Annotated in this window: 15 protein-coding genes; 8 read left to right on the forward strand and 7 right to left on the reverse strand. The window is 53.1% G+C overall.

Annotated elements, in window-relative coordinates:
- Positions 1-9 precede the first annotated feature (9 nt).
- Positions 10-2,832 (reverse strand): excinuclease ABC subunit UvrA, encoded by a 2,823-nt coding sequence (gene uvrA / locus OGX66_RS01005; RefSeq protein ID WP_270936131.1) that lies wholly within the window; start codon positions 2,830-2,832, stop codon positions 10-12.
- 251 nt (positions 2,833-3,083) lie between these two features.
- Here uvrA and ssb1 point away from each other — a divergent pair, with 251 nt between their 5' ends.
- Positions 3,084-3,608 carry a single-stranded DNA-binding protein SSB1 gene (gene ssb1, locus OGX66_RS01010; RefSeq protein ID WP_003826621.1) on the forward strand — a complete coding sequence of 175 codons (525 nt, stop codon included), beginning with the start codon at positions 3,084-3,086 and terminating at the stop codon, positions 3,606-3,608.
- 66 nt (positions 3,609-3,674) lie between these two features.
- On the opposite strand, the gene OGX66_RS01015 is transcribed toward ssb1, so the two are convergent.
- Positions 3,675-3,956: a YjcB family protein gene (locus OGX66_RS01015; protein WP_044715249.1), complete on the reverse strand. Its 282-nt coding sequence runs from the start codon at positions 3,954-3,956 to the stop codon at positions 3,675-3,677.
- 552 nt (positions 3,957-4,508) lie between these two features.
- On the opposite strand from OGX66_RS01015, the gene pdeC reads away from it, so the two are divergent.
- Positions 4,509-6,095, forward strand: coding sequence for a cyclic di-3',5'-guanosine monophosphate phosphodiesterase PdeC (gene pdeC, locus OGX66_RS01020; protein WP_003031729.1), 1,587 nt, complete (start codon positions 4,509-4,511; stop codon positions 6,093-6,095).
- Positions 6,096-6,097: 2 nt separating this feature from the next.
- Here the strand turns inward: pdeC and soxS are convergent, their stop codons facing one another.
- On the reverse strand, positions 6,098-6,421 hold the full coding sequence (gene soxS / locus OGX66_RS01025) for a superoxide response transcriptional regulator SoxS (protein ID WP_003031731.1): 324 nt from the start codon (positions 6,419-6,421) through the stop codon (positions 6,098-6,100).
- 86 nt (positions 6,422-6,507) lie between these two features.
- Here soxS and soxR point away from each other — a divergent pair, with 86 nt between their 5' ends.
- The 3 genes from soxR (at position 6,508) to OGX66_RS01040 (ending at position 10,844) form a co-directional block, all read left to right on the forward strand.
- Positions 6,508-6,966, forward strand: coding sequence for a redox-sensitive transcriptional activator SoxR (gene soxR, locus OGX66_RS01030; protein WP_003031733.1), 459 nt, complete (start codon positions 6,508-6,510; stop codon positions 6,964-6,966).
- 724 nt (positions 6,967-7,690) lie between these two features.
- Positions 7,691-9,040, forward strand: coding sequence for a guanine/hypoxanthine transporter GhxP (gene ghxP, locus OGX66_RS01035; protein WP_044715246.1), 1,350 nt, complete (start codon positions 7,691-7,693; stop codon positions 9,038-9,040).
- A 157-nt stretch (positions 9,041-9,197) separates the two neighbouring features.
- Positions 9,198-10,844, forward strand: a complete 1,647-nt coding sequence (locus OGX66_RS01040) for a Na+/H+ antiporter (RefSeq protein ID WP_003031737.1) — start codon at positions 9,198-9,200, stop codon at positions 10,842-10,844.
- Positions 10,845-10,894: 50 nt separating this feature from the next.
- Here the strand turns inward: OGX66_RS01040 and OGX66_RS01045 are convergent, their stop codons facing one another.
- Entirely contained in the window at positions 10,895-11,785 is an 891-nt protein-coding gene (locus tag OGX66_RS01045) for a LysR family transcriptional regulator (RefSeq protein ID WP_003844732.1), read from the reverse strand.
- Positions 11,786-11,886: 101 nt separating this feature from the next.
- Between OGX66_RS01045 and OGX66_RS01050 the strand changes: the two genes are divergently transcribed.
- Together OGX66_RS01050 and OGX66_RS01055 are read left to right on the forward strand one after the other, a co-directional pair.
- Entirely contained in the window at positions 11,887-12,297 is a 411-nt protein-coding gene (locus OGX66_RS01050) for a CidA/LrgA family protein (RefSeq protein WP_003031742.1), read from the forward strand.
- Positions 12,290-12,979: an LrgB family protein gene (locus OGX66_RS01055; protein ID WP_003031745.1), complete on the forward strand. Its 690-nt coding sequence runs from the start codon at positions 12,290-12,292 to the stop codon at positions 12,977-12,979. The genes OGX66_RS01050 and OGX66_RS01055 overlap by 8 nt, the downstream gene beginning before the upstream one ends.
- 45 nt (positions 12,980-13,024) lie before the next feature.
- Here the strand turns inward: OGX66_RS01055 and actP are convergent, their stop codons facing one another.
- The 3 genes from actP to acs form a co-directional block, all read right to left on the reverse strand.
- On the reverse strand, positions 13,025-14,674 hold the full coding sequence (actP, locus tag OGX66_RS01060; protein WP_003031747.1) for a cation/acetate symporter ActP: 1,650 nt from the start codon (positions 14,672-14,674) through the stop codon (positions 13,025-13,027).
- Positions 14,671-14,985, reverse strand: a complete 315-nt coding sequence (locus OGX66_RS01065; protein ID WP_003031750.1) for a DUF485 domain-containing protein — start codon at positions 14,983-14,985, stop codon at positions 14,671-14,673. The genes actP and OGX66_RS01065 overlap by 4 nt, the downstream gene beginning before the upstream one ends.
- 235 nt (positions 14,986-15,220) lie before the next feature.
- Positions 15,221-17,179, reverse strand: a complete 1,959-nt coding sequence (gene acs / locus OGX66_RS01070; protein ID WP_275388267.1) for an acetate--CoA ligase — start codon at positions 17,177-17,179, stop codon at positions 15,221-15,223.
- 433 nt (positions 17,180-17,612) lie between these two features.
- Here acs and nrfA point away from each other — a divergent pair, with 433 nt between their 5' ends.
- On the forward strand, positions 17,613-19,049 hold the full coding sequence (nrfA, locus tag OGX66_RS01075) for an ammonia-forming nitrite reductase cytochrome c552 subunit (protein WP_003031755.1): 1,437 nt from the start codon (positions 17,613-17,615) through the stop codon (positions 19,047-19,049).
- Positions 19,050-19,073 lie beyond the last annotated feature (24 nt).

Here is a 19,073-nt window from a genome sequence, read left to right on the forward strand (position 1 = left end):
GTTGCGTAATTACAACAGTGGCTTGAGGAAACGTGCCGTGTGTGAGGCTTCACACTCAGCGACCGTTTCTGGTGTGCCGGAGACAAGAATTTCGCCGCCGCCGCTGCCGCCTTCCGGACCGAGATCGACAATCCAGTCAGCGGTCTTAATCACGTCCAGATTGTGCTCAATCACCACGATGGTGTTGCCCTGATCCCGGAGCTGATGCAGCACGTCCAACAGTTGCTGAATATCCGCAAAATGCAGACCGGTGGTCGGCTCATCGAGAATATACAGCGTTTGCCCGGTACCGCGTTTTGACAGTTCGCGCGCCAGCTTCACGCGCTGCGCCTCGCCGCCCGAGAGTGTGGTAGCGGACTGACCCAGTCGGATGTACGTCAGGCCAACGTCCATTAGTGTTTGCAGCTTACGCGCCAGCGCCGGAACGGCATCGAAGAACTCGCGTGCTTCTTCAATCGTCATATCCAACACTTCGTGGATAGTCTTGCCTTTGTACTTAATTTCCAGCGTTTCGCGGTTATAGCGTTTGCCTTTACATTGATCGCACGGCACGTAGATATCCGGCAGGAAGTGCATTTCGACTTTGATCACGCCGTCGCCCTGACAGGCTTCACAGCGTCCGCCGCGGACGTTAAAGCTGAAACGCCCCGGGGTGTAACCGCGTGCACGTGACTCCGGCACGCCGGCAAACAGTTCGCGCACTGGCGTAAACACGCCGGTGTAAGTTGCCGGGTTAGAACGCGGCGTACGGCCAATCGGGCTTTGGTCAATATCGATGACTTTGTCGAAATGTTCCAGGCCCTGAACGTCGCGATACGGCGCAGGTTCAGCCAGCGTCGCACCGTTCAGCGCCGTCTGCGCAATCGGGAACAGCGTATCGTTAATCAGCGTCGATTTACCCGAACCGGAAACCCCGGTAATGCAGGTAAATAAACCTACCGGCAGCGTCAGGGTTACATCTTTCAGGTTATTGCCGTGTGCGCCGGTGAGCTTCAGCACTTTCTCTGGGTCAGCCGCCACGCGCTGTTTCGGTACTTCAATTTTGCGTTTACCGCTCATGTACTGGCCGGTCAGCGACTCAGGCACTGCCATGATGTCGTCGAGCGTCCCTTCGGCGACGACCTGACCACCGTGAACACCCGCGCCGGGGCCGATATCGATAACGTGGTCAGCGGCGCGAATCGCATCTTCATCGTGCTCGACTACAATGACGGTATTACCCAGATTACGCAGGTGGATAAGCGTACCCAGCAGACGCTCGTTATCGCGCTGATGCAAACCGATAGACGGTTCATCCAGCACGTACATTACACCAACCAGACCTGCGCCGATCTGGCTTGCCAAACGAATACGCTGGGCCTCACCGCCGGATAGCGTTTCCGCCGACCGCGATAGCGTCAGATAGTTGAGGCCGACGTTGACCAGGAACTTCAGACGATCGCCAATCTCTTTAAGAATTTTCTCAGCAATCTTCGCCCGCTGACCCGCAAGCTTCAGATTGTTGAAGAAATCCATTGCATGACCGATGCTCATGTCGGAAATCGCGGGCAGCGGCGTATTTTCAACAAATACGTGGCGGGCCTCGCGACGTAAACGCGTCCCTTCACAGCTGGCGCACGGTCGGTTACTGATGAATTTGGCTAATTCTTCGCGTACTGCACTGGATTCCGTCTCTTTATAACGGCGCTCCATATTGTGCAGCACACCTTCAAACGGGTGACGACGTACGGACGTATCGCCGCGATCGTTCATGTATTTGAATTCGATATTTTCTTTACCCGAACCGTACAGCACCACTTTATGCACGGTAGGGCTCAGGCTGGCCCATGGGGCTTCAACGTCGAATTTATAGTGTTCAGCCAGAGATTTAAGCATCTGGAAATAATAGAAGTTACGGCGATCCCAACCACGAATAGCACCACCGGCCAGCGACAGTTCCGGGTTTTGAATCACCCGGTCAGGATCGAAATACTGCTGCACGCCGAGACCGTCACAGGTTGGACACGCGCCCGCTGGGTTGTTAAACGAGAACAGCCGAGGTTCCAGTTCGCGCATGCTATAGCCGCAGATAGGGCAGGCGAAGTTAGCGGAGAACAGCAGCTCTTCCGCTTTCGGGTCGTCCATATCGGTGACCACCGCCGTACCACCGGACAGTTCCAGCGCGGTTTCAAAGGATTCAGCCAGTCGTTGGGTGAGATCGTCGCGTACTTTAAAGCGGTCAATCACCACTTCAATAGTGTGTTTCTTTTGCAGCTCAAGCTTGGGCGGATCGGAAAGGTCACACACTTCGCCGTCGATACGGGCGCGGATATAGCCCTGGCCCGCCAGGTTTTCCAGCGTTTTGGTGTGCTCGCCTTTACGCTCCTTAATTACCGGCGCCAGCAGCATCAGACGTTTGCCTTCCGGCTGCGACAGGACGTTGTCCACCATCTGGCTAACGGTCTGCGCTGCCAGGGGAACGTCGTGATCCGGACAGCGCGGCTCGCCAACGCGGGCAAACAGCAGACGCAGATAGTCGTGAATTTCGGTAATTGTACCTACCGTGGATCGCGGGTTATGGGACGTCGATTTTTGTTCAATTGAGATGGCAGGAGAGAGCCCCTCAATGTGGTCGACATCCGGTTTTTCCATCAGCGACAGAAATTGACGCGCGTACGCGGAAAGGGATTCAACGTAACGACGCTGCCCTTCGGCATATAAGGTGTCGAAAGCGAGCGAAGATTTGCCTGAGCCCGAAAGCCCGGTGACGACAATCAGCTTGTCGCGCGGGATGACGAGGTTGATGTTTTTGAGATTATGGGTGCGGGCGCCCCGAACTTCGATCTTATCCATTCATCTTTCCCGGATTAAACGCTTTTTTGCCTGGCTGCATGGTGCTACCGGCGATCACAAACGGTTAATTATGACACAACCTGACCTGAATGGATATACAGTATTGGAATGCAAAACGCATGTTCCTGTGCAACAATGTCTGGCGGGGGTTGTTTACTGGAATCAACTTCGCAACGTAGTAAAAGCGCTATTGGAAATGCTACAATCCCGCGCTTACACTTATTCAGTAACGTTTTTCAGGAGACACGATCATGGCCAGCAGAGGCGTAAACAAGGTGATTCTCGTCGGTAATCTGGGCCAGGACCCGGAAGTACGCTATATGCCGAATGGTGGCGCAGTTGCCAACATTACGCTGGCTACTTCCGAATCCTGGCGTGATAAAGCGACCGGTGAAATGAAAGAGCAGACTGAATGGCACCGCGTTGTGCTGTTTGGCAAACTGGCGGAAGTGGCCAGTGAATATCTGCGTAAAGGTTCCCAGGTCTATATCGAAGGTCAGCTGCGTACCCGCAAATGGACCGATCAGTCCGGGGTAGAAAAGTACACCACTGAGGTTGTTGTTAACGTTGGCGGCACCATGCAAATGCTGGGCGGTCGTCAGGGCGGTGGTGCTCCGGCAGGTGGCGGCCAGCAGCAGGGTGGTTGGGGTCAGCCTCAGCAGCCGCAGGGCGGCAATCAGTTCAGCGGCGGCGCGCAGTCTCGTCCGCAGCAGTCCGCTCCGGCAGCGCCGTCTAACGAACCGCCGATGGATTTCGACGACGATATTCCGTTCTAATCCTTCTGCTTTTCGCTGAAAATTATGGCTACCTCAAGACCGGGGTAGCCATATGCAATTTTGTTATCAGTTCAACACCATCGGCCAGTCTGGCGGTGTGTGGCTCATCACATCAACCATCACGGTTTCAATGTTCTGCCAGATAGTGGACATATCCACCAGGGTTATGCCGAGCAATCCAGTCGCAAACCAGCAGGCAAACACCAGCCCCAAACCGCTGCTAATGACGGCCAGGCCAATATAGTCTGATTTACGAAAACGGATATTGAGCGTACTGGCTAAAAACATCAGCACTGCACTGAGTAATTGCCACCGCAGAAGAACCACGCCAGTTGTTATCGTTGCCATGAAAAACGTCCTCAGAAAGTCTGGATGCCCAGGACAGCGCGGGGGTGTTCACCGAGGGTGTAGTACTCTGGCTATCGACGGGCAATAACATGAATGAAACATTGTTTCTGTTACATTATTTTTGTGAACTATATCACAAGTGCTCGTTTGTTCACCACTATTGGACGCTATTTTTGTAGGCCTAAAACCACTCTGATTGTGTGGTTTAATTTAATGAAGGGTTGATAATAAATAACCATGTTTTAAACATGTATTTAGTCTGCTTGTTATATTTATCCTAAATTAAACGTTAAAAAACTTTAATGAATTTCTTAAACGCAGCCAGGATAATGCTCATAAAAAATTACTCCGTGGGGATAATAACGTTATGAAATAAGCATAACTTTAAGTTTGCCTTACGGAAAAATAATATCATCATCAACTATTATCAGACTTTTACATAGAGAAGTCTGTTGCTAATACTGATAGATTCATGCAACTTAATCAGTCGGTGTTTATAGCATCCTGCCTTGATGGGTTCTGGCATATACGAAACAGGGAAATAGGGCTGACATGAATCACAGTGCGCGACGCAAGATGCTGAAGTTCCTGGGAACATTCATGGTGGTATTGTTCCCCGTGGTGCTGGCGATTTGGTTTGCACATATCCGGGCGATGACCGAAACCCATAACCAACTCCGCTCTTTTGCTCAACTGGTGTTAAATAAAACAGAATTGGTAATCCTACAAGCCGATTTGGCGCGTGATATGGCCCAGTTGTATCAGGGTAAGATGTGTACCCCGGCACATCAGAAAAGTATGCTGAATATTATTCGCGGTCGTTTATATATCAGTGAGCTAATTTATGCGCAGGGCGATCATTTTTTGTGCTCTACGTCTATGGCGCCGCCTGTTACTTATATTATGCCGACAGCCGACTATAAACGTACGCCGGATATCGCCATCTATTACTACCGCGATACCCCTTTTTTCGCTGGCTACAGAATGACGTACATGCAACGTGGGAACTACGTCGCAGTCATAAATCCATTATCCTACAGCGAAGTCATGTCAGATGATCCGGATCTGTCCTGGGGCGTATATGACACAGTAACAGATACGTTTTTCTCTGCCAGCGAAGCGGCAAATATTGCGCAATTCGCGCCTCTCGTACGCGGTGAAGCTTCGACCTTTCAACAAGACGATCGCTTTTACACCATCGTGCATTCAGAAAAACGCCCAATTGCGATCATTGTGTCGACCTCACACAACCGCGTAAGTCAGATTTTCTATCACGAGGCGGCGTTAACCATTCCCTTCGGGATTATCTGCAGCATCCTGATACTGCTAATGTGGTGGCGCACGCGCCAGGAATACTTATCTCCCCGGCGCTTACTAAAACGCGCGATCAAAAAACGTCAGCTTTGCCTGCATTACCAGCCGATCATTGATATTAAGAATGGACAATGTGTTGGTGCTGAAGCTCTGCTGCGCTGGCCGGGTTGTAAAGGTGAGGTGATGAGCCCGACGGAGTTTATTCCGTTGGCTGAAAAAGAGGGAATGATTGAGCGGATCACGGATTATGTCGTTGAAGAGGTATTCAACGATTTGGGGTATTTTCTTTCGGCGCATCCTCAGCTTTATATCTCGATTAACCTTTCCGCTTCTGACTTTCATTCATCCCGATTGATTGCTCTGATTAACGACAAAAATCGTGAGTACTCCGTGGCGGCCCAGCAAATTAAAGTCGAAGTGACGGAGCGGGGGTTCATAGATGTACATAAAATGACCCCAGTAATCCAGGCGTTCCGCAAGGCGGGTTATGAAGTGGCATTTGATGATTTTGGCACGGGATATTCCAATCTGCATAATTTATCAGCGCTGAATGTCGATATCCTGAAGATCGACAAATCGTTTATTAGCACGTTGTCCACTAACAGCACCAGCCACTTGATTGCCGAACATATTATTGAGATGGCGCAAAGCTTACACCTGAAGACGATTGCGGAAGGGGTGGAAACGAAGGAACAAATCGAATGGCTGCTTGAACGCGGCGTACAGTATTGTCAGGGCTGGTATTTTGCGAAGGCGCTACCGTCTCAGGAGTTCATGCACTGGATACAACGGTCGCCCGCCATACTGACGCAGAGCGGGCAATAAGCTTACAGGCGGTGGCGGTAATCGCTGGGGGTACGATCAAACTCGCGGCGAAACACGCGCGAAAAGGTTTGTTGCGATACATAACCAAGATCCATCGCGATATCGAAAATAGGTCGCTCAGTCGTCCTCAGTTCAACCGCCGCCAGCAGAAGTCGTCGCTGGCGGATGTAGTCACCCAGCGTCTGGCGCGTCACCGTGCGGAACATTCTCTGTAAATACCACTTCGAGTAACCTGATTTTTTCGCAACCGCCTCAATGTTCAGCGGCTGATCGATATGTTCATCAATCCATTCAATAAGGGTCTGAATAATCTGCTGATGGGACATAGGGCTGCCTCTTTCTCAGTATTCGATTCGTCGTTTTGTCTGTGGGCGAGTATAATTCCTCAAGTTAACTTGAGGTAAAGCGATTTATGGAAAAGAAATTACCCCGGATAAAAGCGCTGCTCACGCCAGGTGAAGTTGCAAAGCGTAGCGGCGTGGCAGTTTCGACCCTGCATTTCTATGAAAGCAAAGGGTTAATCAGCAGCATGCGCAACAGCGGTAATCAGCGTCGCTACAAACGTGATGTGTTGCGTTACGTGGCGATTATCAAGATTGCTCAACGTATTGGGATCCCGCTGGCAACGATTGGCGACGCGCTGGGCGTATTACCTGAAGGACATTCACTTAGCGCTAAAGAGTGGAAACAGCTCTCTTCGCAATGGCGTGAAGAGCTGGACCGACGCATTCATACTTTGGTGTCGCTACGCGATGAGCTGGATGGATGTATTGGTTGCGGCTGCTTGTCGCGCAGCGATTGCCCGTTGCGTAACCCAGGCGATCAGTTGGGCGAGCAAGGAACCGGGGCGCGTCTGCTGGAAGATGATTGATTGGTTTAAATATATGACGGATATATACCCTAAATAATTCGCGTTGTGGGAAGGCGGCAAGAGCACGAATCCCGATGAGCTTAGTAAACTAAGTGATTCGGGTGAGTAAACGCAGCCAACACACCTGCAACGTGAAGTATGACGGGTATAAAACTAAAGCGCCACAGAGGGCGCTTTAGTTTGGTTCCGGTCTTTGTCTTTCACTCTATCCCGCTGGTTCACGGGAGGGTTTCCCCCGACATCAACACCCCTCAGTCGAGCACATTAGGGGAGGTTCCGGCCTGTGTTGATAATGTAAGTGTAAGCTACCTCCCTTCATTTGCCAGTGAAACGATGATTTTTTAGCCAAAAAATTTACCGCATCTTCACCGGTTTTCTTGTGCGAGTTTGCGCGAAAAATAAGAACGATTGTTGCGACAATCTGGCGAAATTTGTTACCAGATTGCGCATTGACGATAACGTTTGCGCATCGACTGGTTGTTTATTGTGCGTTATAAGAAGAAATGAGTAAAAAGCGGCAAAGTTCAGTTGAAAACCGGCGTATGATCGCTGGATAATCGTTTGCTTTTTTTTACCACCCGTTTTTTATGCGCGGAGCTAAACGTTTGCTTTTTTGCGACACCCCTAATGACGCAAACCTGGCACATGGAGAAAACGTTTAGCAGGCAGTGGATTGTCCAGCACGCATAATGACGAAAAAATAAACTCTCAGGGGATGTTTTCTATGTCTACGCCTTCAGCGCGTACCGGCGGTTCACTCGACGCCTGGTTTAAAATTTCGCTTCGTGGCAGTACCGTTCGTCAGGAAGTCGTTGCCGGATTAACGACGTTCCTCGCCATGGTTTACTCCGTTATTGTGGTTCCAGGGATGCTGGGTAAAGCCGGATTCCCGCCTGCCGCTGTATTTGTGGCAACCTGTCTGGTCGCGGGCATCGGTTCTATTGTGATGGGCCTGTGGGCAAATCTGCCGCTGGCGATTGGTTGCGCCATTTCTCTGACGGCGTTTACCGCATTCAGCCTGGTATTGGGGCAACATATCAGCGTGCCCGTTGCGCTGGGCGCGGTGTTCCTGATGGGTGTCCTGTTTACCATCATTTCCGCGACGGGTATTCGTAGCTGGATCCTGCGCAATCTGCCGCAGGGCGTTGCGCACGGTACGGGAATCGGTATCGGCCTGTTCCTGCTGCTGATTGCGGCAAACGGCGTTGGTCTGGTGATTAAGAATCCGCTGGACGGTCTGCCGGTTGCGCTGGGCGATTTCGATACCTTCCCGGTGATTATGTCGCTGGTTGGTCTGGCGGTGATTATTGGCCTCGAAAAACTGAAAGTACCGGGCGGCATCCTGCTGACTATTATCGGTATTTCCATTGTTGGCCTGATTTTCGACCCGGCCGTGCATTTCTCCGGTATTTTTGCCATGCCGTCTCTGAGCGACGAAAACGGCAACTCGCTGATCGGCAGCCTGGATATTATGGGCGCACTGAATCCTATCGTTCTGCCGAGCGTGCTGGCGCTTGTTATGACCGCCGTCTTCGATGCGACCGGCACCATTCGTGCCGTAGCCGGACAGGCGAATTTGCTGGATAAAGACGGACAGATTATCGACGGCGGCAAAGCGCTGACCACCGACTCCCTGAGCAGCGTGTTCTCTGGTCTGGTGGGCGCTGCTCCTGCGGCGGTATACATTGAATCCGCAGCGGGTACGGCGGCAGGCGGTAAAACTGGCCTGACGGCGATCACCGTTGGCGTCCTGTTCCTGCTGATCCTGTTCCTCTCTCCGCTCTCGTATCTTGTACCGGTATACGCAACGGCGCCTGCACTGATGTATGTGGGCCTGTTGATGCTGAGCAACGTTGCGAAAATCGACTTTGCTGACTTTGTCGACGCAATGGCGGGTCTGGTAACGGCCGTATTTATCGTGCTGACCTGTAACATCGTTACCGGCATTATGATTGGCTTTGCTACCCTGGTGATTGGCCGTCTAGTCTCTGGCGAATGGCGCAAGCTGAACATCGGCACGGTGGTTATCGCTATCGCGCTGGTGGCCTTCTACGCGGGCGGCTGGGCTATCTGATTTTTATTCGATAAAGATCCTCAAAACGGGTGGCTTTGGCCGCCCGTTTTTATTTTCAGAACACACTCGTTGTCTTTTGCGTTACTCTCAATTAGATAGAATTGAGGCACGACGCCTCTCATCACCAATCATAAGAAACATCGCAAACAGGGAACGCATGGAAATCTTTTTCACCATACTCATCATGACCCTTGTGGTCTCGCTGTCGGGGGTATTTACTCGCGTATTGCCCTTCCAACTCCCTTTACCCCTAATGCAGATCGCCATCGGCGCCTTGCTGGCGTGGCCGACGTTTGGTTTGCATGTGGAATTCGATCCTGAGCTGTTTTTGGTGCTGTTCATCCCGCCGCTGCTCTTTGCCGATGGCTGGAAGACGCCAACGCGTGAGTTTCTCGAGCATGGGCGAGAGATCTTCGGCCTTGCGCTGGCGCTGGTGCTGGTCACGGTGGTCGGCATTGGATTTATGATTTACTGGCTGGTGCCGGGGATACCGCTTATCCCAGCCTTTGCGCTGGCCGCCGTCCTTTCGCCAACCGATGCTGTTGCCCTTTCCGGCATTGTGGGGGAGGGGCGCATACCGAAGAAAATCATGGGCATCCTGCAAGGCGAAGCGTTGATGAACGACGCCTCCGGTCTGGTCTCTCTGAAGTTTGCCGTCGCCGTGGCGATGGGGACGATGGTATTTACCGTTGGTGGCGCAACGCTTGAGTTCTTCAAAGTGGCGATTGGCGGTATCCTGGCTGGTTTTGTCGTCAGTTGGCTGTACGGGCGCTCCCTGCGCTTCCTCAGCCGCTGGGGCGGTGACGAGCCGGCAACGCAAATCGTCCTGCTGTTCCTGCTGCCGTTTGCGTCTTACCTGATTGCGGAACACATCGGCGTTTCCGGTATCCTCGCGGCGGTCGCTGCCGGGATGACGATCACCCGTTCCGGGGTGATGCGCCGCGCGCCACTGGCGATGCGTTTACGTGCTAACAGTACCTGGGCAATGCTGGAGTTTGTGTTTAACGGCATGGTCTTCTTATTGTTAGGGCTACAGTTACCGGGGATTCTGGAGTCTTCCTTAGCGGCGGCAGAGGTCGATCCGAACGTTGAAATCTGGATGCTGTTTACCGATATCGTGCTGATTTACGTGGCGCTGATGCTGGTACGTTTTGGCTGGCTGTGGACGATGAAAAAATTCAGTCTGCGCTTCCTGAAGAAAAAACCAATGGAATTCGGCTCCTGGACAACGCGTGAAATCCTGATTGCCTCTTTTGCGGGCGTGCGCGGGGCAATTACCCTCGCCGGTGTGCTCTCCATTCCACTGTTGTTACCGGACGGTAGCGGATTCCCGGCGCGATATGAGCTGATCTTCCTTGCCGCAGGCGTGATTCTGTTCTCGCTGTTTGTTGGCGTGGTGATGTTGCCGATTCTGCTACAACATCTGGAAGTGGCAGACCACTCGCAGCAGCAGAAAGAGGAACGTATTGCTCGCGCTGCTACGGCAGAAGTGGCGATTGTCGCGATCCAGAAAATGGAGGAGCGACTGGCCGCGGACACCGAAGAGAACATCGATAACCAGTTACTCACCGAGGTGAGTTCCCGCGTGATTGGTAACCTGCGTCGTCGCGCCGACGGACGCAACGATGTGGAAAGCTCGATGCAGGAAGAAAACCTCGAGCGACGTTTCCGCCTGGCAGCGTTGCGTTCAGAACGCGCAGAGCTTTATCACCTGCGCGCGACGCGGGAAATCAGTAATGAAACGCTGCAAAAGCTGCTGCACGATCTGGACTTGCTGGAAGCGCTGTTGATCGAGAATCAGTAAACGGCAGCACGTTGTAGGCCGGATAAGGCGTTTGCGCTGCATCCGGCATTTTACGACGCTTGCGGTAGCCAAAACCCTTCACAGCATTTGAGCCACGCCTGGGCGCTGTGCGACAGATACACACCTTCGCGCCAAATCATGCCCAACTGCCAGCGTAAATCACTCTCCAGAGGGATCCAGCGCAATGTTTGCTTATCCAGACGCTGGCAAATCGGCTCCGGTAAAATGGCAATCCCGACTCCGGCTTGTACCATCGCAGCCAGAAAATCCCACTGCCCGCTGCGTACCGCGATGCGGGGCTTGACGTTGTGTTGGCTAAACAGCTCAAGCAATTGGCGGCTCAACGCGAAATCTTCGTTGTAGATCAGTAGCGGATGTTCCGCCAGTGCCTCGGGGGAAATGGATTCGCATGTTGTCCACTGACCGGAGCGGGGGACCAGCACACAGAGCGGATGACTGAAAAGCGGTAAGGTCGCCAGACCACTCTCTTCTTCAACCGGCAGCGCGGTCATCGCGACATCCAGATCGCCGTTCATCACCGCCTGCTGGACGGTTAAGCCGCCAAATTCAGAGACCTTCAGCTCAACGCCGGGATAGCGCTGGCGAAACAGGCTAATAGGCCCGGCCATCAACATACCGACCATCGGCGGGATACCGAGGCGCAGCACACCCCTGTTGAGGTGATTAATGTCGCTAAGTTCGGCTTCAAGCTGGCGAAACTCAGCGAGGATCGCCAGGCCGCGTTCGAAAACGACCTGCCCGGTGTCGGTTAACAACAACCGCCGCCCGTCGCGGATGAGCAACGTGCAATTAAGCTCGTCTTCAAGGTTCTTCAACATCTTGCTGATGGTGGGCTGGGTGACAAAAAGCTTCTCCGCTGCGCGAGTAAAGCTCTGCTGACGAACCACCTCAACAAAATATCGCAGCGTTCTGATATCCATGATTATTCCTTAAGACTATGCCTGCAATGAGTTTAATTCATTTCAGTCCTGGACGGGGGCTCTCTATACTGGCGCTCTCTATTTTTTAAGGACATACCCTCATGGCTGTGGCGATAAGCCGCGTAACGCCTGCTGTTATTCATCGACTCCAGATCCCCGTTCAGGTTCTGTTGTACGCAGGTCTATTTGTATTTGCTCAATATCTTGTCTCCTGGCTGCATCTGCCGCTTCCTGCCAACCTGGTAGGGATGGTGCTGATGCTGGCGTTAATTGTCTGCCGGGTTATCCCGCTGAACTGGATTCGCGCAGGTGCTCGCTGGTTACTGGCTGAAATGCTGCTGTTTTTTGTCCCGGCGGTGGTCGCCGTTGTGAACTACACGCAGCTGTTGCTGGTTGATGGCTGGCGTATATTTGCCGTCATTGCGATCAGTACGCTGATGGTGCTCGGCGCAACGGCGTGGGTGGTGGATAAAGTGTATCGCTATGAAATGAGTAGGTTAAACCGTGAGTAATTTTCAGCTAAGCGTGCTGTGTCTGGTGATTACGCTGGGTATCTACTTTGCTAATAAGCGTTTGTATCGCCGTTTTCGTAAATTACCGCTGATGCCATTAGTTCTCACCCCAGCCCTGCTGGTGCTGATGCTAGTCTTCGGCCATATCTCCTGGCAAAACTATATTGGTGAATCGCACTGGTTGCTGTGGTTGTTAGGACCGGCGACCATCGCTTTTGCCGTTCCGGTGTATGACAACCTTGCGGTGATTAAGCGTCACTGGATGTCGCTGACGGCGGGCGTGGTAACGGCAACGCTGGTGGCCGTCACCAGTTCCGTGTGGCTGGCGCGCCTGTTTATGTTGCCTGATGAGATCCAACGCAGTCTGGCGGTGCGTTCCGTCACCACGCCATTTGCGCTGGCAGCGGCAGAGCCATTGGGCGGGCAGCCGGACCTGGTGGCCTTGTTCGTGGTGGTGACCGGCGTATTCGGCATGGCGGTCGGCGATGTGCTGTTTTTACGCCTTTCCATTCGTGAAGGAATGGCGAAAGGCGCAGGATTTGGCGCCGCATCGCATGGCGCAGGCACGGCGCGCTCTTATGAGCTTGGTCAGCAGGAGGGCGTGGTTGCCAGCCTGGTGATGATGCTTTCCGGTGTGGTGATGGTATTGGTGGCGCCGCTGGTCGCGAGGCTGATGTTCTAAGAAAGGATGTAATCCTCCGGCCCGAAAGCCGGAGGAGAGGGGAGGTTAGTGCGCGCGACCTTGTTCTACGCCGTACCCGGTCTGGGAGCGGATGAACTGAGCACGGAACTGCTCGCGTTCGCGGTTGCCTTCTTCTGAGTTGTCGGTAGCAGAGAAGAACCAGATCCCGAGGAACGCTATGCTGATGGAGAACAGCGCTGGATATTCATACGGGAAAATGGCTTTTTCGTGACCGAGGATCTGGACCCAAATGGTTGGGCCGAGAATCATCAATACTACCGCTGTTAACAGACCTAACCAGCCACCCAGCATTGCGCCACGGGTGGTCAGACGCGACCAGTACATGGAAAGCAGGATGATCGGGAAGTTGCAGCTGGCCGCGATGGCGAACGCCAGACCCACCATGAAGGCGATGTTCTGGTTCTCAAACAGCACGCCGAGCAGGATGGCTATCACACCCAGTACCAGTACGGTGATTTTTGACACCTTCAGCTCTTCACGTTCGGTTGCGCCTTTGCGGAATACGTTGGCGTACAGGTCGTGAGAAACTGCCGAAGCGCCCGCCAGCGTCAGCCCGGCAACCACCGCCAGGATGGTGGCAAACGCCACTGCAGAGATGAAGCCGAGGAACAGGTTACCGCCCACCGCATTCGCCAGGTGAACCGCCGCCATGTTGTTACCACCGATCAGTGCGCCTGCAGCATCTTTGTACTCTGGATTAGCGCCTACCAGCATGATCGCGCCAAAGCCGATGATAAAGGTCAGGATGTAGAAATAACCCATAAAGCCGGTGGCATAGAATACGCTCTTACGCGCTTCGCGGGCATCGCTGACCGTGAAGAAACGCATCAGAATATGCGGCAAACCTGCTGTACCGAACATCAATCCAAGACCTAACGACAGGGCGGATATCGGATCTTTTACCAGACCGCCCGGGCTCATAATCGCGGAGCCTTTCGGGTGTACTGCCATCGCTTCGGTGAACAGGTTGTTGAAGCTGAAGCCGACGTGCTTCATTACCATGAAGGCCATAAAGCTGGCGCCGAACAGCAGCAGAACAGCTTTAATGATCTGTACCCAGGTGGTTGCCAGCATGCCGCCAAACAGAACGTACATCATCATCAGTACGCCAACCAGTACGACGGCGATGTGATAGTTCAGACCAAACAGCAGCTCAATCAGTTTACCTGCGCCGACCATCTGGGCGATCAGATACAGCGCGACCACCACCAGGGAACCACAGGCCGACAGAATACGGATTGGACCCTGTTTCAGACGATAAGAAGCAACGTCAGCAAAGGTGTAACGACCGAGGTTACGCAAACGCTCAGCAATCAGGAACAGGATAATTGGCCAGCCGACCAGGAAGCCGAGTGAGTAAATCAGCCCGTCATAACCGGAGGTAAATACCAGCGCGGAAATTCCAAGGAACGATGCCGCCGACATATAGTCGCCCGCAATCGCCAGCCCGTTCTGGAAACCGGTGATGTTACCGCCGGCGGTGTAGTAGTCATTACGCGAACGTACGCGTTTAGACGCCCAGTAGGTAATGCCGAGCGTAAAGATGACGAAAATCAGGAACATAACAATCGCCTGCCAGTTGGTTGGCTGGCGTTGAACTGCACCGCTAATAGCATCCGCCGCGTTTGCGGCGAAGGGCAGCGTGGCGGCAAGCGCCGTCAGGACTCTCTTCATGATGCTTTAACCTCGTGCAAAACCGCATTGTTCAGGCGATCAAATTCACCGTTTGCCCGCCAGATATAAATCCCGGTCAGAATGAAGGAGATAAGGATCACACCGACCCCAATCGGAATACCCCGGGTGACGCTGGTTCCCGCGTGGAGCGGCGTACCCAGCCAGCCAGGCGCAAAGGCAATCAGTAAAATAAAGCTGATATAAACTGCCAGCATGATGATGGACAGAATGGTGGCAAACCGTTGCCGTTTTTCTACTAACTCCCTGAAACGCGCACTGTCTTCTATCCGCTGATAAATTTGGTCATTCATCACAGAGTTCTCCAGAGGCCCCCTTCGTCTTTCAGGCCGCAGGTGCGTTGGCCGCACTCGCCCACCCCAGTCACATAGTGAACTATGCTCCTGGGGATGTGCTCGCTTGCCGCCTTCCTGCAACGCGAAATCCTTTGGGGGAGGGTTTTTATATTTCCCTCCCGGTCAGGGGAGGGGTAGGGATAGGATTTGTAGGCCCGATAAGCTGCGCCCATCGGGCATTTCACAGTTATGGTTATGATGGCATCGCGATGGCCTGCTTCTCTTCGAGCAGTTTCTCCACGACGCCAGGATCGGCGAGGGTCGAGGTATCGCCCAGATTGCTGGTATCGCCCGTCGCGATTTTACGCAGAATACGGCGCATAATTTTGCCGGAGCGGGTTTTCGGCAGGGAGTCGGTCCAGTGCAGCACGTCTGGCGTTGCCAGCGGGCCAATTTCTTTACGCACCCAGTTGCGAACCTCGGCGTACAACTCAGGTGACGGCTCTTCACCGTGATTCAGCGTAACGTATGCGTAGATCGCCTGGCCTTTAATATTATGCGGAATCCCCACCACCGCGGCTTCGGCAATCTTCGGATGCGACACCAGCGCCGATTCGATTTCAGCCGTTCCCAGACGGTGGCCGGAGACGTTCAGCACATCGTCCACACGTCCGGTGATCCAGTAATAGCCATCTTCGTCACGGCGCGCGCCGTCGCCGCTGAAGTACATATTCTTGAAGGTAGAGAAGTAGGTTTGCTCAAAGCGTTCGTGATCGCCAAACAGCGTTCTCGCTTGGCCCGGCCACGAGTCGGTAATCACCAGATTGCCTTCGGTCGCGCCTTCCAGCGGATTACCTTCGTTATCGACAATCGCAGGCTGTACGCCAAAGAATGGACGGGTTGCAGAACCGGCTTTCAGTTCGGTGGCGCCCGGCAGCGGGGTGATCATGAATCCACCGGTTTCAGTCTGCCACCAGGTATCGACGACCGGGCATTTTTCGTTGCCGATCTTCTTCCAGTACCACTCCCATGCTTCCGGGTTGATCGGCTCGCCAACTGAACCCAGGATACGCAGCGACGAACGGTCAGTGCCTTCAATCGCTTTATCGCCTTCCGCCATCAGGGCGCGAATGGCGGTCGGTGCGGTATACAGAATATTGACCTGATGCTTGTCCACAACCTGCGACATACGCGCCGGGGTAGGCCAGTTTGGCACGCCTTCGAACATCAGCGTGGTTGCGCCGCAGGCCAGCGGACCGTACAGCAGGTAGCTGTGCCCGGTTACCCAGCCTACGTCAGCGGTACACCAATAAATATCGCCCTGATGGTAGTCAAACACGTACTTAAAGGTGGTGGCGGCGTAGACCAGATACCCGCCGGTAGTGTGCAGTACGCCTTTCGGCTTGCCGGTTGAGCCGGAGGTATACAGGATAAACAGCGGATCTTCCGCGTTCATCTCTTCCGGCTGATGTTCTGAGCTGGCCTTCTCGATAAGATCGGACCACCACAGGTCGCGACCTTCCTGCCATTCCGTTTTTCCACCGGTACGTTTGAGCACGACCACATGTTCAACGGTTTTCACATTTGGATTTTTCAGCGCATCATCCACGTTCTTTTTCAGTGGGATAGCGCGCCCGGCGCGTACGCCTTCGTCGGCGGTGATCACCAGGCGTGAATTGGAGTCGATAATACGTCCGGCGACGGCTTCCGGTGAGAAACCACCGAAGATGACCGAATGCACCGCGCCAATACGGGCACAGGCCAGCATGGCGACCGCAGCTTCCGGCACCATCGGCATATAAATGGCCACCACGTCACCTTTTTTAATGCCTAAATTCAGTAGCGTATTGGCGAAACGGCAGACATCGCGATGCAACTCGCGATAGGTAATGTTTTTGCTTTGGGTTGCGTCATCGCCTTCCCAGATGATGGCGGTACGATCGCCGTTTGCCTGCAGGTGGCGGTCAAGACAGTTTGCGGCCAGATTCAGAGTGCCGTCTTCGTACCATTTAATTGACACGTTGCCTGGTGCGAAGGAAGTGTTCTTCACCTGGCTGTACGGCTTGATCCAATCAAGAATTTTTCCCTGTTCGCCCCAAAATGTGTCGGGTTCGTTAACGGATTGCTGGTATTTCTCTGCGTACTGCTCCGGATTTATCAGGCAACGATCCGCAATGTTTGCGGGAATAGCGTGTTTATGTATTTGGCTCATGGCTTTTGTTCTCCTTGTAGGATGTTAATAATATGTCTCATAAACGTTAAATGTAGGGGCTTTGAGAGTTTTGTTTAGTATTTGCGCGGCAGATCACGCAATAAACGAATTGTGCAAATTAGCGACAAACTGAATTTTGAAGGGAGCTAGCAAAATTGACTAAATCTCGCGATAACATGTGGTTATCTAAAGGATTGTTGAAAAGGTGATCTGTCTCTGAATTAGACAAAAGAGGGAGCAATCAAAGGGAGTTACTAACTCTAAAGTGGTATTTTACATACACTTACAATTGATTAAAGACAACATTTTCAGTGTGGTTTCTTGTTACAAATAGGGTGGAGCAATGTCATGACAGTATTCGTGTGGTTGCTGTTATGGAAAACAATAAAAGAACCGCCATTGCAGATAATGGCGTCATCTGGATGAGACCCCTATGGCAAGGATAAAATCACGCGTACGCCGTTTCTTCAGCCTGTTAGTACCTTTATTATTTATCTCTGCAGTTCACGCTGAACAAACCCCCGTACCCGCAAAAACCGTCACCGTTGAAGCGAAGAATGAAGTCTTCGCCCCTCAGCATCCCGATCAATATCTCTCCTGGAAAGCCACGTCTGAGCAATCAGCCCGTGAAGATGCGCTGGCAGAAGATCCTCGTCTGGTGATCCTGTGGGCGGGATATCCCTTCTCGCGCGATTACAACAAACCGCGCGGGCACGCGTATGCAGTGACCGATGTTCGTGAAACCTTACGTACCGGCGCACCCAAAACGGCAGAAGATGGTCCGTTGCCGATGGCCTGCTGGAGCTGTAAAAGCCCGGATGTGGCGCGTCTGATCCAGAAAGACGGTGAAGATGGCTACTTCCACGGTAAATGGGCGCGCGGCGGTCCTGAAATTGTTAATAATCTTGGCTGCGGCGATTGCCATAACACCGCGTCACCAGACTTTGCCAAAGGCAAGCCAGAACTGACGCTGTCGCGTCCTTATGCTGAACGCGCGATGGAAACAATCGGCAAACCGTTTGAGAAAGCCGGTCGCTTTGACCAGCAATCCATGGTCTGCGGCCAGTGCCACGTGGAATATTACTTCGACGGTAAAAACAAAGCCGTTAAGTTCCCGTGGGACGACGGCATGAAAGTCGAGAACATGGAGAAGTACTACGACACCATCGCCTTCTCTGACTGGACCAACTCCCTGTCTAAAACCCCGATGCTGAAAGCGCAGCACCCGGAGTATGAAACCTGGAGCGCAGGCATTCACGGCAAGAACAATGTGACCTGTATCGACTGCCACATGCCGAAAGTGCAGAACGCGGAAGGCAAGATTTACACCGACCATAAGATTGGTAATCCGTTCGATAACTTCGCTCAGACCTGTGCGAACTGCCACACCCAGGACAAAGCGTCCCTGCAAAAAGTGGTCGCCGAGCGTAAACAGGCCATTCATGACCTGAAAATCAAAGTTGAAGACCAGCTTGTTCGTGCGCACTTCGAAGCGAAAGCCGCATGGGATGCGGGTGCGACCGAAGCGGAAATGAAGCCGATTCTGGAAGATATCCGTCACGCGCAATGGCGTTGGGACCTGTCTATCGCCTCACACGGTATTCACATGCACGCCCCGGAAGAAGGTCTGCGGATGCTGGGTAGCGCAATGGATAAAGCCGCTGACGCACGTACCAAACTGGTCCGTCTGCTGGCGACCAAAGGCATCACGCATGAAATCCCGTTACCGGATATCTCTACCAAAGAGAAAGCCCAGGCGGCGATTGGTCTGAACATGCAGCAAATCAATGCTGAGAAGCAGGACTTCATCAAAACGGTGATTCCGCAGTGGGAAGAACAGGCGCGTAAAAACGGTCTGTTAAGCCAATAACCCCATTTCGCCCCGCAAGGGGCG

It is taken from the genome of Citrobacter sp. Cf072, assembly GCF_030334485.1.
Taxonomy (GTDB): Bacteria; Pseudomonadota; Gammaproteobacteria; order Enterobacterales; family Enterobacteriaceae; genus Citrobacter; species Citrobacter freundii.